19 protein-coding genes are annotated in these 13,685 nt (G+C 57.8%); 2 read left to right on the top strand and 17 right to left on the bottom strand.

The window, feature by feature from the left end:
• Positions 1-145: 145 nt before the first annotated feature.
• Positions 146-841 (top strand): translesion DNA synthesis-associated protein ImuA, encoded by a 696-nt coding sequence (gene imuA / locus FFS45_RS07930; RefSeq protein WP_137954100.1) that lies wholly within the window; start codon positions 146-148, stop codon positions 839-841.
• Positions 842-1,023: 182 nt separating this feature from the next.
• Here imuA and FFS45_RS07920 read toward each other — a convergent pair whose 3' ends face one another.
• The 7 genes from FFS45_RS07920 to FFS45_RS07890 all read right to left on the bottom strand — a co-directional run bounded on the left by FFS45_RS07920 (position 1,024) and on the right by FFS45_RS07890 (position 5,259).
• Positions 1,024-1,494: a hypothetical protein gene (locus FFS45_RS07920; RefSeq protein WP_235429569.1), complete on the bottom strand. Its 471-nt coding sequence runs from the start codon at positions 1,492-1,494 to the stop codon at positions 1,024-1,026.
• Between the two features lie 2 nt (positions 1,495-1,496).
• Positions 1,497-2,591, bottom strand: coding sequence for a hypothetical protein (locus tag FFS45_RS07915; protein ID WP_046565166.1), 1,095 nt, complete (start codon positions 2,589-2,591; stop codon positions 1,497-1,499).
• A gap of 20 nt (positions 2,592-2,611) precedes the next feature.
• On the bottom strand, positions 2,612-3,304 hold the full coding sequence (locus tag FFS45_RS07910; RefSeq protein WP_046565164.1) for an SOS response-associated peptidase: 693 nt from the start codon (positions 3,302-3,304) through the stop codon (positions 2,612-2,614).
• Between the two features lie 26 nt (positions 3,305-3,330).
• Positions 3,331-3,630 (bottom strand): hypothetical protein, encoded by a 300-nt coding sequence (locus FFS45_RS41650; protein WP_046565162.1) that lies wholly within the window; start codon positions 3,628-3,630, stop codon positions 3,331-3,333.
• A gap of 198 nt (positions 3,631-3,828) precedes the next feature.
• On the bottom strand, positions 3,829-4,176 hold the full coding sequence (locus tag FFS45_RS07900) for a hypothetical protein (RefSeq protein ID WP_046565160.1): 348 nt from the start codon (positions 4,174-4,176) through the stop codon (positions 3,829-3,831).
• A 73-nt stretch (positions 4,177-4,249) separates the two neighbouring features.
• Positions 4,250-4,729, bottom strand: coding sequence for an RES family NAD+ phosphorylase (locus FFS45_RS07895; protein WP_046565159.1), 480 nt, complete (start codon positions 4,727-4,729; stop codon positions 4,250-4,252).
• A complete protein-coding gene (locus FFS45_RS07890; RefSeq protein WP_052719590.1) occupies positions 4,726-5,259 on the bottom strand; it encodes an antitoxin Xre-like helix-turn-helix domain-containing protein in 534 nt (177 codons plus the stop codon). Before FFS45_RS07890 ends, FFS45_RS07895 begins: the two co-directional genes overlap by 4 nt.
• A 138-nt stretch (positions 5,260-5,397) precedes the next feature.
• On the opposite strand from FFS45_RS07890, the gene FFS45_RS07885 reads away from it, so the two are divergent.
• Positions 5,398-5,709, top strand: a complete 312-nt coding sequence (locus FFS45_RS07885; RefSeq protein WP_046565157.1) for a hypothetical protein — start codon at positions 5,398-5,400, stop codon at positions 5,707-5,709.
• Positions 5,710-6,498: 789 nt separating this feature from the next.
• On the opposite strand, the gene FFS45_RS07880 is transcribed toward FFS45_RS07885, so the two are convergent.
• The 10 genes from FFS45_RS07880 to FFS45_RS07840 all read right to left on the bottom strand — a co-directional run bounded on the left by FFS45_RS07880 (position 6,499) and on the right by FFS45_RS07840 (position 13,434).
• On the bottom strand, positions 6,499-7,419 hold the full coding sequence (locus FFS45_RS07880) for a hypothetical protein (protein ID WP_052719567.1): 921 nt from the start codon (positions 7,417-7,419) through the stop codon (positions 6,499-6,501).
• Positions 7,420-8,057: 638 nt separating this feature from the next.
• Positions 8,058-8,588, bottom strand: coding sequence for a hypothetical protein (locus FFS45_RS07875; RefSeq protein ID WP_046565154.1), 531 nt, complete (start codon positions 8,586-8,588; stop codon positions 8,058-8,060).
• A gap of 91 nt (positions 8,589-8,679) precedes the next feature.
• Positions 8,680-9,567 carry a hypothetical protein gene (locus tag FFS45_RS07870; protein ID WP_046565152.1) on the bottom strand — a complete coding sequence of 296 codons (888 nt, stop codon included), beginning with the start codon at positions 9,565-9,567 and terminating at the stop codon, positions 8,680-8,682.
• 51 nt (positions 9,568-9,618) lie between these two features.
• Entirely contained in the window at positions 9,619-9,795 is a 177-nt protein-coding gene (locus FFS45_RS41645) for a hypothetical protein (RefSeq protein WP_158380663.1), read from the bottom strand.
• Between the two features lie 38 nt (positions 9,796-9,833).
• The gene (locus tag FFS45_RS07865; protein ID WP_137954097.1) at positions 9,834-10,604 is read right to left on the bottom strand and encodes a hypothetical protein; all 771 of its coding nucleotides are present in this window, start codon (positions 10,602-10,604) and stop codon (positions 9,834-9,836) included.
• Between the two features lie 129 nt (positions 10,605-10,733).
• On the bottom strand, positions 10,734-11,789 hold the full coding sequence (locus FFS45_RS07860; RefSeq protein WP_200898818.1) for a hypothetical protein: 1,056 nt from the start codon (positions 11,787-11,789) through the stop codon (positions 10,734-10,736).
• A gap of 164 nt (positions 11,790-11,953) precedes the next feature.
• Complete coding sequence (locus tag FFS45_RS07855; protein WP_046565144.1) at positions 11,954-12,136, bottom strand: hypothetical protein; 183 nt, start codon at positions 12,134-12,136, stop codon at positions 11,954-11,956.
• 61 nt (positions 12,137-12,197) lie between these two features.
• Positions 12,198-12,830, bottom strand: coding sequence for a hypothetical protein (locus FFS45_RS07850; protein ID WP_046565142.1), 633 nt, complete (start codon positions 12,828-12,830; stop codon positions 12,198-12,200).
• Between the two features lie 38 nt (positions 12,831-12,868).
• Entirely contained in the window at positions 12,869-13,240 is a 372-nt protein-coding gene (locus tag FFS45_RS07845; RefSeq protein WP_046565140.1) for a type II toxin-antitoxin system VapC family toxin, read from the bottom strand.
• The gene (locus FFS45_RS07840) at positions 13,237-13,434 is read right to left on the bottom strand and encodes a type II toxin-antitoxin system VapB family antitoxin (protein ID WP_046565138.1); all 198 of its coding nucleotides are present in this window, start codon (positions 13,432-13,434) and stop codon (positions 13,237-13,239) included. Before FFS45_RS07840 ends, FFS45_RS07845 begins: the two co-directional genes overlap by 4 nt.
• Positions 13,435-13,685: the final 251 nt, after the last annotated feature.

The raw sequence follows: 13,685 nt of genomic DNA, 5'->3' as shown, positions 1-13,685 counted from the left end.
TAAGCAGGTGCGCCAGAGCGCGTGGGGATTCGTCGGCGAGGCAGGTCAGGCGCGGGGTATCAGCAGAGTTTCGGCGATTTCTCGGACGAGGATTGCACCGCTCGCTCAAAGGAGCATAATACTGTATGGATATACAGGTCTTGATATGGGCGCTCTCCCCGCATCCCTCGACGCGATACACCCAGGGCTCTGGCGAGCCTCCCAACTCGGCCGAGCCAGCGGGCGCACGGTTGAGACGGGCTATGCGGCGCTGTCTGCCGAGCTTCCGGGCGGAGGCTGGCCCGAAGGTGCGCTTGTCGAACTGTTAGTCCAGCAGACTGGCATTGGTGAGCTTCGGCTGCTCGCGCCGGCGCTGGCCACCGTTGGCTCCCGCGCACTTGCCTTCCTGCGGCCGCCGCAGCAGCTGAATGCCATAGCGCTCCCGCACATAGGCGTGCCGGTCGACAAGGTCCTGTTGTTGCGCCCGAGGCTCAGCGCCGACGCGTTGTGGTCGGCCGAGCAGATCCTGAAGGCCGGTAGCTGCGGCGCACTCATTTTCTGGCAAGAGGCGATCCGCGCGGAGTCGTTGCGGCGTCTTCAACTCGCGGCTCGCTCAGGGCACACTCTCTTTTTCGTGGTCAGACCGCTGATCCGGGCTACAGATCCATCGCCGGCGGAGCTAAGGCTGACCATCCGCCCAAGCGCGGACGGCGTTACGGTCGAGGTGATCAAGCGCAAGGGGCCATCAATGGCGGGCAACGTGAAGATCGAACTGCGTCCGTCGCCGCTTCTTCTCAGCCCGCACCGTCGCGCAGCGCGCGTTTCCCACGCAGCGATTGCTACGCTCAGTCAGGAAGGTTGAACTTCACGCCATCGTCCCATTCCAGGGTCACAGGGGCGCTGCAGACATCGCACGTAGTTTCTTCGCCGTCATGCGCTTCATCGGGGAGCCGTCGTTGACCGCTATGCCCGCACGCTTTGCAACGATATGTGTACAGAACATCGCTCCGATCGGACATTGCACTTTCCTCCGCTGGCTGCTGTCTATCGGGTCTTCAGTTGCGCAAGTACAGTCTCGACGTGTTTGGGCGGCACTGAGAACGTCGCGTACTCGAGTTGCAGGAACTTCATCATTGCGACAATCCGGTGACGGCCATCAGTCAGCGTGGCCTTGCCCTGCTCAACTCCCATGTACGGCGTGTAGCACCATCCTTCGCTGAGGTCGCGCCGAACCCGGCTCCAGCGTGCGGGATTCAGGTGCAGGCGTTCGCTCGCCGGCATCGTGTCCAGAGCGCTCCGCAGGTCGATTGTGACGAGCTGGAAGTCCCTGCAGATCGGAGGCACACGGAACTCAATATCAAGCGTCGGATAGTCGTGCTTGAGGCACGGCGGCAGGTCCTCCATCGCTTCGAACCTATACCACTCGTCGCCGAACGTTTCATTGCCCGCGGCGAACCTCATGTAAAAGTACATCGACACGCCGTCAGGCACAGGCGGCAGCATTTTTGTTGGCATTCTCAGAATCCGTATGGTTGTTCCTGCCAGCGTTTCAGCACGCGGTAATCATGTTCCGGCAACACGATCAGGCCGTCTTCGGCCGCGGAAACGATGCGTTCGAGCGCGCCGGCTTTCACCAGGTTGCCGTGCAGGCCATAGAAATACCAGCTGAACGGCACGCCAATACGCTCATCGAACTTGTTCAACCGGCCATACAGCGCATAGTCGTCCATATTGCGGATCTTTTCGACGGCCGCGACCTTACGGTTGTGGCCCCACTGCGGGATGAAGTACAGATGACGCGGCTGGCTCTTGTCGGCTTGGTAGCCCTGTGAATCCTGTGGTTCAAATACCCATCGCCGGCAGATCCGTTCGCCGCTGCTGCCCGCGCTGGACTCAGACCAGTCGTCGAAGAAGCGTTGCGATTTGTTCGGATATTTGTCGAATCCCGGATGAAATTCGGCAAACGATTGTGTCCCGGATTCGCCTGTCTGCAAATTAGTGAATTTGAGGCGACGAGCTGCTGCGACGCGACGTTCCTCATCAGCACACGCCGCGGCCACACGAAGGAATATCTGCATGTCGATCGCGTCGTAGAGGCGGTATCGTTCCGCGCCCAACGGACGAGGCTCGATCGGGTCCCCGAGATAGTCGTGATACACCAGAAGATCGTTCGGACTCTGCGGCCGCCGCCAGTCGGCGGTTGTGAAGAGGTTTCTGGTGATCGCCTCGGTCTCTGTGAAGATGCGCAACTGCGTAAAGTTGTCCAGGGCGCCGCCGCGGTCATGGGCGAAGAAATGCAATACAGGCTGGACTTCGGACAGCAGATAGCCCTTGTCCTTGTTGTGCTCCCACACTGCGGCGACGTCGCCGTTGTGCGCCTCGATCTCGGCCTTGACCCAATCGCGATAGCTCTCCCCGATCCTCACTCCGGACGCGTCAAAGACAGCGCCAGGATGTGCCGCATACGTGTCGCGCGACGTCACGTACGCGGCCGACCTGTACTCGCTGCGTGTAGCAAGCGTGGCAAGCAGTGCGGCATGGCGCGGCTCAACCCGGGCGGAGGCCACGATGGTTTCGAGGACATCCGTCTGGACGCAGTATTCGTGCTTCATGTCTGTGCCTTTACTCGTGCCTACTTGTCGTCGATGGGGTCGTTGAACGTTGGACTATCGCCGCCCGTACGATTCACGCCGGGCGTGACCTTGTGCCAATGAAAATCGTCAGCGGACTTCCCGGCGGTATTTGCAAGATGTACGGCTTCCTCGAACGTCGTCGCGGGGTCGAGCCACACTTTGGCCTCTTCGAGCGTCAGCACAAGAGGGCGCCGGTCGTGAACGTCGAGCATGCCGCTATCGGCCGCTGCGGTGACGATGACAAACCCGAACACAACCCCGGGCGTTTCTGACGGAGCTGCGTCCGGCCGCACGCTGCTCAGCCCGGCAAAATAGACAGGAGGCCCGTCATTCGATTTGATGAAATAGGGCTGCTTTCTGCCTTCAACAGTTACCCATTCGTACCAACCGTCAGCGGGAACCAAGACCCGCCCCGAGCTGAACATCCATTTCCACGTACTCGATCCAGCTTTGTCCATCCGCGCATTGACCATCATTTTGGTCTTTCTAACCACCGCCCATGCGGGTCGGAATCCCCATATTTCAAGCCGCGGGCCGTCCGGGCCGATGATCGGCTGTTTTGTGCCCGGCGAAACGTTCCAGCTCGGCCGGAAGATATCCGCGTGGCGGGCAAATCGCTGATCGCCAGCGTCAGACATCAGTGGCTCGACGTAGAACAGATCTTTCTGACCGCGAGAATAACGCCCACACATGATGAACCTCCGGCGACGGCAGTTTTCTAGAAGAGCGACGGCTGTTCGGACGGACGTGTAACCGGCTTTTGTGTCTTGCCGGGCTCGCTCATACGGACCATCAGCGGCACGCCCATGCGGTCGATCGTCAGACTCAATCCGTAGACCCCGGGACCAAGGTGAGTCAGCCGCTTCCAGCTCGGCATGAAGCCCCGATCACGGGCCATCCTGGTCATGTCTGCCCGGCCTATGCCCTTCACGCAGTCCCGTACGAACTGAGCCCCTGCCGCTGGCATCAGGTAGGCTGGGAAACTGTCGGGCAAACCGAACGATTCAAGCCGCTCCATGGGTCACCCCTGCGTGGCGCGTGATGAATCTCGTGCGACCAATCTCGATCATGAAAGCTCCCGATTCCTGAAAATTGTCGTTAGCGGCTCGATGGACAAACGCAACTAACTATCAGCTTTTCAACCAACCCCACTGGACGCGCTCTCGCCCGCCGATCCGGCCCAAGCATCCAGGCAAACCGGTTGCAGCTCGGGCCCTCAATGCTCGACGCGTCCGAGACGCACCAACCGGGAGTCGATCGCGCCTTTGGTGCGACCGTGCTTCGCGGCGAGCTGCTTCGGCGACATGCCGGCGTCGAAGTCCCTCAACAACGCCTGGTCTTCTTCCGGCGGCCACGCCCGACCGGCGTTCTGCGGCCGCTCACGCTCCGCTTTCCCAGCCGGATCCGGTTGGATGAGCTTGTCGAGCTCGGTCACAGCAAGAAACAATGCCCGGATCACCTGCGGGTTATTGAACGGGCTCTGTTCGGAAAGGATCTCTCCCGTAGCAGGATCGACGCCGCGCGCGAGCGTCTCAAGGGTCGATTTCGCTTCAAGGTGATTCATACTGCATCCGCTCCGTTTCTCGGTCCTGTTTTCTATCCACGTTGCTCAGGTGACTCATGCGTTGGCAACATTCCTACTTCTTGATTCGGCTGTCATAGAGCCATTTGCGCCGCTTCGTCGCGGTCAACGTGGCGGCGTCCGGATGCAACGGATTGACAAGCGCGTTGAATTCTTCCGGAACGATCACTGATGGCACCAGCAAAAGCGCAGACTTCTTCGCGCTGATCCAGCCGTCGCCGAGGTCCAGACTTACCTTGCCTTCAGGTATGGCGTCCCAACCCACCGGACCCGCGTCGGCCGGCACGATCGTCGCGGCGTTCCAAACGTCATCCGGCACATCTATCCGGACGAGATACCTGTTCAAAGGCAGGCCCCCGGCATTCCAATGCACCACGGTTTCAAGGCAGGCCAACGCAATGCTCGACGCGCAGTACAGCACCGGCATACCTGCCCTGTTCCATCGTCCCCCGGTTCGCTTGGCGCCCTCGCCAGACAGGTCATCGGCGGTGTAATCGGGAGTGTCAGTGGCGATCCGCCAGATCGCCACCGTCATGCGTATGCCCCGCTCTGCATCTTAGCGAGAAGGCCGGAGATCACTTCCTGTCCTTGAACCGTGTCCATCAGCTCGGCGGGAGGAATGCCCCCGAGTGCGCCGTTCGCTTGCTCAAGCCACTGCCCAACCCATTGAGCGGCGTCAAAGCCTTCCGGCTCGCCCGATTGCTCGACCATCGTCTTCACCTGGCCGACGAGCTTCATCAGGCCAATGACGCGCTCTGACTGCTCCTGCGAGAGATTCTGCTTGTTACGTGCTTTCCGGTCGACCGTCGCGCGCGGAAGCCCAAGCCGCTTGAAGAGCTGATCCTTTGTCGTATGCATCGACGTCGCCAGATCAACAAGCCCATCGGCGCTGATTCCGCTTTTGATCAACTCGATCCGTTCCATTGGACCCGCTTCGTAAATCTGCACGAAGTCGCCGATCGTTCGGGGCGTGCGGCCGATGGCCGGCCGCGCTGCCTGCGCGACAACGGCGGCCGCCGTTTTCCGGGTGGAGGGTCGTTTGGCGCGCTGGATAGTAACGGTCATGATTTCGTTTCTCCGCATATGAGCATTTAGTATAGCTCAAATGAGCAACAACGGGTGTTCTTCGGATTGTGCGTTTTCGGGTCGGCGGGTTCGGCAGCATCTATGCTTTATGTCACACAAGCGCACGGAGAGAGAATCATGAGCGATCTGACCCCGGAAGCATGTAATGACCAGATCGGGATGCTGTTGCGGGACTTGCCGCGCGGCACGGTTGCTGAATTGACGGATTTCGCGGTCGCGTATTGGAACGGGCGACGTGTGGTGTACGCGTATTTGCGGGACGACTGTCCCGAACAGATCGAAGAAGAATTCGATCTGTTGGACTGCGTTTGGCTCGACCTGCAACCCGAGTTCGCCGCATGGATCGCAGCACCGAGATTTAGCGTGCGAGACGAAGTGATGAACTGGCTGAAAGACACACCGCCTTTCGACGAGGCATCAAGCCGTTAGTAAGAAGGACCGGCGAAAAAAAGCCGACCGCAATGGTCGGCTAAAGATTCTGCCAATTCCGAGGGCCGTAGCAGAACCTGAGAGAGGCTGAATTATGCCAGCACTCCGGCCGCGCCATTTCGTCCCTTTTTTCGCATGCGAAAGAGTTTTCTCGCCGTGCTTGGCACACTTGGTCGCCAACCGCATCCAGATACGCCTCGTTGATCACCCGGTTTAATGCACCGCGCGATCAGTCACAGCAGGGGCTTCAAATCCAGCAACCCACTCTTCCCTATTGGCACTAAACGTCGACCACGGGCCATCCTTTCCTGAAGGCTCGTGACACACCTTCAGGCGAGCGATAGCCGTCTTCAGTAGCCTCTCAAATCTCACATCGTCCAACTCATCAGTTGCCTCGAGTTCCTTCTCAAACTCAGGCAAGCCCAGAGCCGTCCACTCCTCGCGCATAAAGTCAAACACCCACTGATTGAACGAGAAAGTAATGCCATGTGTTTCCTTAGCAACCCTGAATGGTATCTACCCCCTCGATGACGACGCCACCCGTAGTTGACTTGTCGCCCACCTTGAGCAAGTACCGTTTCATGTTCTTTACCTGTTATTCGCAACAGGCGAAGTCATATCATGCGAGAACGATCCTCGGCAATGCGACAAATCTGGATTTTTGCGACGGCACGAGAAACGTGACAATCTTTGACAATATCGCTTCGCGATGCTCAATGAATCTCAAAATAATGAGTCGCTACGCATAAAGCACTTCATTTTGAGACAGCCTGCGGCGCGACGATGCGCTCAGGCAGAGTGCGGCTGCTCCAGCATCGCTTCTGCGAATTGCCGGCGGAGCGACATCGCCTTAGCTTGAGAGCACCGGAACAATTTCCGAATCTCGGCGACAGTCGCACGCGTTCGACCTGCCGCCACTTCCGTGGCGAGCAGCGCAACGTCCGCGCTTACCGTTCTCGCTACCATCACCGTTACCGTCTGATCCTGGTCTTTTGTCAGTTGCCCATCGGGGTGACCGGTTGCGACCGATGCGTTACTGACCGGAACGGCGGAGTTACCTGCGAGAACGCCGTCAGCCAAGGCTGATGACCCGTCGTTGCCCGCGCGATGCACGACGCTACCGGGCACGACTAGCGCGTTACCGTGGGTCATCGAGGGTGTGTCGGTGATGGGCGAGCCATGCAGAGCGAGCAACCACCCAAGACACGCGATGCACTCAAGCACAGCACCGAATCCAAGTCCCATAACCAGATTGATCGTGTCCGTTGACCCCCCTAAAAGCAGGGCAACGCGACTTGTTACCGGATCGTTCATTGCATCCGATCGCAAAGCCGCCTCTCGATCGCGGGCCACGCTCAGCTTGTCATCCGCGCGCTCACGACGACGGGCTTCTTCCAGCGCGATGTTCAACGCGTCCAGCCGGGACAACAACGCCACACGGCGTAGCGTTTGAGTTGTGCAACGGCCGACACATTTCTGCGACGTTGCGTTGGCGAGTTCCGTTTTAACCCGCGCACGCTCACTGGCAATGGTGGTCAGGTCTGGACCGGATGAAACCCGAGGCATGGCCATCGGGGCGCGCGCATCGACAGCTGCCGCACGGAGGTCGCCGGCATGCCGCTGCGCCTGCATGAAAAATGTGGCGTGGCCGTATCCGGTTGCGAGCATCGACAGGGCCCACAGCATGAGAGCCGGAACACGCAGCATCATCGGTGCGGATCGCGCGAGTGCCGGCAAGAGATGCGCGCCGAGCAGTAGAACAAGACCCACGCCAACCCAAACCAGCCGTTCGGAAAACTGGCCACCGCGCTCCCATGAGGCAAGGAATGATACGCACGCAGATGTACCAGTCGCAGCCATCGCGAGCGCTGCAGCACACCATCTCAGCGACGACGCAGCGCGAGCAGGTGCGCGGTGCACAGTCGCGACACGGGCGACGTCGACGGGGTTAATTGCGCAGTCGGCCACTGCCGGCGCCGATTGCATGAGCGTGGGGGAAAGCAGCGACTTGAGCGGCAGGATTGAATGTGGATGCACGGTGCGGCCTCTTGTGTGAGCGTTACCCGGCTTCTCATCGCCAAATGAGGTGAGCGGGCGCACGGCAGGGTTGGCGAACCGGTCACACAAGCAGCCGGCAGACCCTAAGGTCTCCCCACCAAGGCCCGCCCATAGAAGACGGCGCGCAGAGGCAACACGCACAAAAAAAGCCGCATAGCGCGGCCGTGCGCTTGTATGAAGCGGGTCGCCAAACCCGGCACTCGTTGTCTGAAGTGCGTGGTAAGTATACCGCAGCTATCGAAGTGGCCAAAGCCCCGCCGAGCAGAATGCGCTGCCAGACGAGATGCCGATCACGACGGCTCAGCAATGGTCGACGCAGGCCGGCCGACGGTCGGACGGGTCACCGCAAAATGGGTCTTCAGAAAATCTCCAAGCGGGACTTTTCCTCTCTCGTCCAGCTCGCAGAAATAGTAGACCCCGAGGTGTACCAGGGCGAGACTCGCTGGGCCCACGATCAGCCCATCGGACAGGCCTGCGCCGCCCACCCGCGCCGTTCCATTCGCAGCGACGCAAACATAGCCAAGATACACGTCAACCGGAAAGCCCGCGATGAATGCGAGCGTGAAGATGGCCGCGGCCGGCACTTCCATGTTGCGCCCGCGCGCCCTGGGCAGCCAAAGCGCAACGCACAACAGGATGACGCCGGGGGCGACGTGGACAGCATGGCTGTCGCAAAAGGAGAAGTGCGTCGAGACCAGCATGGAAAGCCCAAAGATCGCGCCGTAGAACCACCCCAATGCACGAACGGTGCGCGGGAGATATAGGAGAGAGACGGCCAGCGGCAGCAGACCGCCAACAGCATCGATCGAAACGTTATTCAAAGGCTAGTCCTTCTTCGTTATACGACCTTGGCAGGCCCTGCAGGGCCCGGAAAGACTCATGATGTACGAGTTTAGCAACTTCAATTTAGGGTTATCCGATCTGTCCGGGCACAAAAGCCGTCGCGTCTCGGGCAACGATCCTGTCCACAATGCTGAACACCGCGCCGTCAAGCACTACGCCTTCTGTCGCTGCCCTTTCCAAGGAATTCTTCAAGAGACGCGGCGAGATCGTGCTGTCGCCGAGGAGTCGATACAGGTCGAGCATCCGGTTTAGAAGCGCCTTGTTCTTGCGTCGCGTCTTCCATCGAAATGGCAGTCCGATGAGCGACCAGACCACCGATACTGCCCAAAGTGCTGCAATGGCCCAGCCCGTCGTCTCATGCCCCCTACTAACCACGAAGTAGGCGATCGCCGGCAACAATAAGTATCCGAAAACAAAGCCGATCCCGTTGAAGAGGGCCAACAGTGCGAGGTATTTGACCACGTTGCCGCTGGCGAGCGTTGCCGCAAAGCCGGAGATGTGCCACGAATATGCATCGAGTTCCGCAAACACAATCGCATCGAGAAGAAGCCAATCGAATTTGTTGGTTCGAATTTCCGGATGACTCAGATATTCAGCCGCGACGCGCAGCATTTCGTCTTTCTGGATGCTCATCCCGCGCGTCGCATCATTGGCGCGGAGGATGTTGAAGTTCTGGTGCACCCAATAGTATTGGGGCTTCTCGTTTGCCTGCGTGTAACTCGAACTGGCATTCCCGTGCAGCGCGTAAAACAAGTCGACTGTCGCCATCAGGGCACGTGTGCATCGTTCGTGGAATTGTTCGGTGGTCCAGTTTTCGGCAAGCGCATTCACCTTCAAAGAGGGGAGAATCGAACCGTGCCAAATGGGTTCGACAAACGGTCGGGCGTCATCGCCCATCCGTTCTGCCCAATGGACATTTATCGGATCGGCTGCCGCGTCAAGCTGGTCATGGTTCATGGTTCCCGTGCCTTATCGTGACTCGTCAAGAAATGCTTTTGCGGTCCGTGGTCAGTCGACCTTGATGACTTCGAGTTCGTACTCCGCCATCCACTCAGAACCAGTACCACCGTCGCTGGTCACGACGCCGTTATCGAGCTGGTCGCGGATCTGCTCCTCAAATTCTTCGACAGAGCTGCAGTCCATTTCTTCGAGTTCCGCGTCGGAAACTTCAATCCTGATGATCACGTGTGTCTCCTTTCGCCCGGAAGCCCCGGTCTTTCCGATTAATTTGGCATCTTGCCGGTTTGCTGCTCCATCTCACGAAAGCTTGACTCGACTGAGCGGTGAACGTCCTCAAGTTGCTTGAGCGAAACAGGATGTCCGTCGAATGTTAGTGCGCGCCCGCTGCGAATCACATTTTTCTCGAACTCGTAATCGGCCTCCGCTTGGTGCTCCTGCTGGTTTATGCCGTACACAACGGCCTCTTTTGTCGTGAGACCTCTACCTTGAGTTTGGATCATCTGCTGAACAACGACCAGTGTATTGTGGTCATAGCTGTAGTAGTCGGTCCCGGCGTCGGCTTTGATTTGCAGCACCATCCAGTTTTGCCCCGGATGATCTGAGAGACCAATGGCCCCCGTCATCTCAGAAGTGCTGTTCCCATTTCCGTCCAGAAACGGAAGGCAAACTGGAGCCTTCCCGTATTCGTTGCGAAGGCGGTTCATCAGGTCAGCGCAGGCACGGTAGACAGGCCCGTCAGTTCGCGGATGATGTGGAGCTTCCACTGTTTGCGCCATGGCCTGTGCGGGCAAGCGCTGTTGTTCGGCTGCTTGATGAATTTGTTCCGCTTGCTTAGCTTTGACAGCCGGATCGGCTTCGTGCGCGCACCGCGCGCCGTAGTCAGACATTGGATCTGCCCCGCGTCGACAGGCGTCGTAGGTGGGATCACCCATGTGCTGTACGTCGTTCACGAAATTCGACGGATATGCGCAGCCGCCTAAAGCAAACAATAGAAGGGCACCTTGCACCGCTGTACGCGTGACTTGATGGAACATTGTTGTCTCGTTTTCCTATGAAGCCCGCGCGCCCGGCGCGCGAGCTTTTCGAAGCGTTAATGTTTCTGGCGAAACTGAGACGCTACTGATCACCAAAATCACTTCCTGCCGGCACGAAGCAAGGTCAGTTCAGTAAATTGTGTTGTCGGTCATGTTCTGCCAAAGAATCTTCCGCTCCAGCTTCTTGCCTCGGTATATCACCTCGCCAAAAGTGTCATCAACGACGCGGCGGGGACCGTCCCCCTCGTAAACGTGAACATGGATTCCGCGCTCTTGCGGACGGTCTGCTGTCCATAAGACCGCCGGAGTTGACGACCACATTTCAAAGTGGCTATCCGGATAGTCGTCTAGATTCAATTGACGATCCGGCATCACGTAGGTATTGCTGTTGTTAAACTGGTCGTGAAGAGGCTTCAACGGTGTCGAAACGATCTTCCCGTCACTCCATACACTATCGTTCCCACAGTTACCGCAAAAATGTTTGGCATGCGGATGAACAGCGAAGCTGCCCAGATCCAAGTGAGGGTAACCGCACTTTTTGCACGTAACGCAGGATGTTTCATAGCCCTGTTCAAGCGAACGGACAAACTCAAAGGCTGCAGGCGGCGTCACCTGAATTAGCGTGATTTCAGTGCTATCGAAGAGGCCGGTATCTTGGTTGTACGAGCAAACAATTGCGTCGAAATCGCGATCAAGCAACTTTTTATCAGCACCCGAAAATCTCTTGTGCACGTGGATTTTTGGCGAGCGTTTTACGATCGGTCGACTGGACAAAGCTGGAGGCAATGAACACCAAATGCCGATCTCTTCGTAGTCGTTGAACTCCACTTGGAGAGGGTCAACGACATAGCTCATTTCCATCGAGTGGTTACTGCACCGCACGTCGCCAGACTCTGGCAATGCGGCTAGATCGGCGTTAGTTCCCCAGTGAATTTGGTGTGTCTTGCAATACCAACGAGCAGCGCCGTTTCGGAATTTACCGCACGGCACCACGTGACAAGGAAGAATCGCATTGGTACCGGCCTTACCTTCGAAGTGTCCAAAAACCTCTTCTGAGCTTACCGCGATGTTTCCGATTGTCCGTCCAGGCGCCCAGCAGATCGCCGAAGCCGCTGAGTATTCGTCATGCTCGAATTCCACCTCGCCTTCGTCGCCATGCTTTCGAATGAATTCCTTCTTTGCCATGCCCGTGCCCGGGTTGGACCACTCACACTCCCAGACCTCGACGCGGCCGGTCTCCCTATTCAACTTGCGCGAATAAAACATTTTTTAATATCCTAAAAATACGAATCGGCAGGCGTCAAGGGTTCTCTCGGGTCTGCGCGATGAACGCGTCTAGCTTTTCCGATTCAGCGGTTGGGCTTGAACTGATGCTGATCGGGCAGCGATTCGGCGGGCGGTTGAATGTCACGCTGCCTGTAGACGTCAATCGGCACATCATTGCCATTCCCTGCCGTGTCTTCGCACTGGACCGAAATGATCGTCCCGTCTTCGAGTTTGTGAGCAAATATGCCGCGATAGCTTGACGTCATGGTGCTTCCTTTTCCAAATTACCGAATGGTTTTTCACGTGCGCGTAGACGCGGATCTTTTCCTACGGTAATTGACGGCGGTCGATGCGGCCCTGCTTACCTACAGCTAGGCCGATCGACCAAAGCACATCCACAACGATCTTATCGAAGACCGCTACAGCTACGTCATGCGCATTTTCGGCAGCGGCTGCGTCGCACGTATGACCTTTGTGAATGATGTCGTTCCGCAGATCTTGCACGCGCCTGCTCTCATCAATGAGCGCGACTGAAACGCCATCTCGACTGACACTTGAAATATCCAGATTGGCCAGCTCTTGAAAGAGACGTGACAACAAATTTCGGTAGCGGTCGAAACCTGTCTGCCCGACGGCGTGCTTCACGATGATGTCAGCCAGGCCGTCGTTGTGAACTAGGCCGAAGACGATGGGCTGCAAAAGTGTGGCCTTTAGGAGCAACTCGATTGTCGTGGCGTAAAACACGACAGCTGCGGAGTGATGTCCGTTTGCGTTGAGGCGCTTCGACTCCTGAAGAGCGTCGACGGCGGGTCGCATAACCATTGGATTGGCTAGGTAGTACGAACTCAGGCGATCCGCCGTGAACTCGCCAATCGCCTGGGCGCGGTGCTCGGGATACAGCTCATCGCCGATGCGCTCGTACATTTCATCCATCGCCGCGTCGTGCTCGTCGTAGCTCATGGTTTTCCTTGTGCCGGTAGCTCCGGCTTTTCCGCTATCTAATGCGCGAGCATCGCGCCGAGATTGAGTTCATCCGCAACTTTCTTCAAACGCTTGTCACGCGTCCAGATGGTGATGCCGGGTTGCAGGCGCGCGGACGCCAACAGTGACGTGTCGACATATCCGATTCCACGATTGAAAAGACCTTCGCGCTCGATCAGATAAAACGTCTCCTCCGGTGTTGCAACTGGCGCGCGTGGCAAATCGAGCAAAGCGCCAAGCACAACGTCACGGTCACGCAGACTACCGAGTGAAATCTCACCTATCACGTATGGATGAGCCAACACACGCTCCTCGGCAAGGAGAGTAGTCAGCATAGGATCAGTAGCGTTGATATGGTCAATCCAGACTGACGTGTCGACAAGAATCATTCGACGTCCTGCCGGCGCCGCGGTGCCCCTTTGATGCCCGGTTGGCTACCGCCAAGATTCGCGAGTCGTTTCGCGGCTTCACGCTGGATCAAGGCCTTTAGCGCTTCGCGCACGAGGGCCGTTTTTTCCTCAACACCCGTGTAGGCTTGAGCCTTGGCGATCAAGTCGTCATCAAGCGCAATAGTCGTACGCATGGGATTCTCCGCAAATATGAGCACCAATTATAGCATCATTTGATGCCATAATTGTGCATTTCGTCGTCTCGTAATGAGCGCGTTTTGCCCCAGCAATCCGATGCACTAATTTCCGATGACGAAATATCCGGCCTACCTTCGCGAGCGGTTTTAGCCGTTTTCGCACCCAACTCCTACTTCTACCCGCCGGGGGTACCCCGACTCTCATAACTTTACTTCCCGAACCGTCCGGTGCGGACCCGCATGCCAAG

It is taken from the genome of Burkholderia sp. 4M9327F10 (assembly GCF_005503145.1).
Taxonomy (GTDB): Bacteria; Pseudomonadota; Gammaproteobacteria; order Burkholderiales; family Burkholderiaceae; genus Paraburkholderia.
Note: the sequence above shows the minus strand (reverse complement) of the source record. Positions and strands in the feature narration are given on the sequence as shown.

Excerpts from the sequence above, each read along its gene's own strand:
- FFS45_RS07890 (WP_052719590.1), bottom strand. The coding sequence starts at position 5,259 with ATGACCGTTACTATCCAGCGCGCCAAACGACCCTCCACCCGGAAAACG.
- imuA (WP_137954100.1), top strand. The coding sequence starts at position 146 with ATGGGCGCTCTCCCCGCATCCCTCGACGCGATACACCCAGGGCTCTGG.
- FFS45_RS07870 (WP_046565152.1), bottom strand. The coding sequence starts at position 9,567 with ATGAACCATGACCAGCTTGACGCGGCAGCCGATCCGATAAATGTCCAT.
- FFS45_RS07895 (WP_046565159.1), bottom strand. The coding sequence starts at position 4,729 with ATGACGGTGGCGATCTGGCGGATCGCCACTGACACTCCCGATTACACC.
- FFS45_RS07900 (WP_046565160.1), bottom strand. The coding sequence starts at position 4,176 with ATGAATCACCTTGAAGCGAAATCGACCCTTGAGACGCTCGCGCGCGGC.
- FFS45_RS07840 (WP_046565138.1), bottom strand. The coding sequence starts at position 13,434 with ATGCGTACGACTATTGCGCTTGATGACGACTTGATCGCCAAGGCTCAA.
- FFS45_RS07915 (WP_046565166.1), bottom strand. The coding sequence starts at position 2,591 with ATGAAGCACGAATACTGCGTCCAGACGGATGTCCTCGAAACCATCGTG.
- FFS45_RS07880 (WP_052719567.1), bottom strand. The coding sequence starts at position 7,419 with ATGATGCTGCGTGTTCCGGCTCTCATGCTGTGGGCCCTGTCGATGCTC.
- FFS45_RS07860 (WP_200898818.1), bottom strand. The coding sequence starts at position 11,789 with ATGGCAAAGAAGGAATTCATTCGAAAGCATGGCGACGAAGGCGAGGTG.
- FFS45_RS07910 (WP_046565164.1), bottom strand. The coding sequence starts at position 3,304 with ATGTGTGGGCGTTATTCTCGCGGTCAGAAAGATCTGTTCTACGTCGAG.
- FFS45_RS41650 (WP_046565162.1), bottom strand. The coding sequence starts at position 3,630 with ATGGAGCGGCTTGAATCGTTCGGTTTGCCCGACAGTTTCCCAGCCTAC.
- FFS45_RS07885 (WP_046565157.1), top strand. The coding sequence starts at position 5,398 with ATGAGCGATCTGACCCCGGAAGCATGTAATGACCAGATCGGGATGCTG.
- FFS45_RS07920 (WP_235429569.1), bottom strand. The coding sequence starts at position 1,494 with ATGCCAACAAAAATGCTGCCGCCTGTGCCTGACGGCGTGTCGATGTAC.
- FFS45_RS07850 (WP_046565142.1), bottom strand. The coding sequence starts at position 12,830 with ATGAGCTACGACGAGCACGACGCGGCGATGGATGAAATGTACGAGCGC.
- FFS45_RS07855 (WP_046565144.1), bottom strand. The coding sequence starts at position 12,136 with ATGACGTCAAGCTATCGCGGCATATTTGCTCACAAACTCGAAGACGGG.
- FFS45_RS07845 (WP_046565140.1), bottom strand. The coding sequence starts at position 13,240 with ATGATTCTTGTCGACACGTCAGTCTGGATTGACCATATCAACGCTACT.
- FFS45_RS07865 (WP_137954097.1), bottom strand. The coding sequence starts at position 10,604 with ATGTTCCATCAAGTCACGCGTACAGCGGTGCAAGGTGCCCTTCTATTG.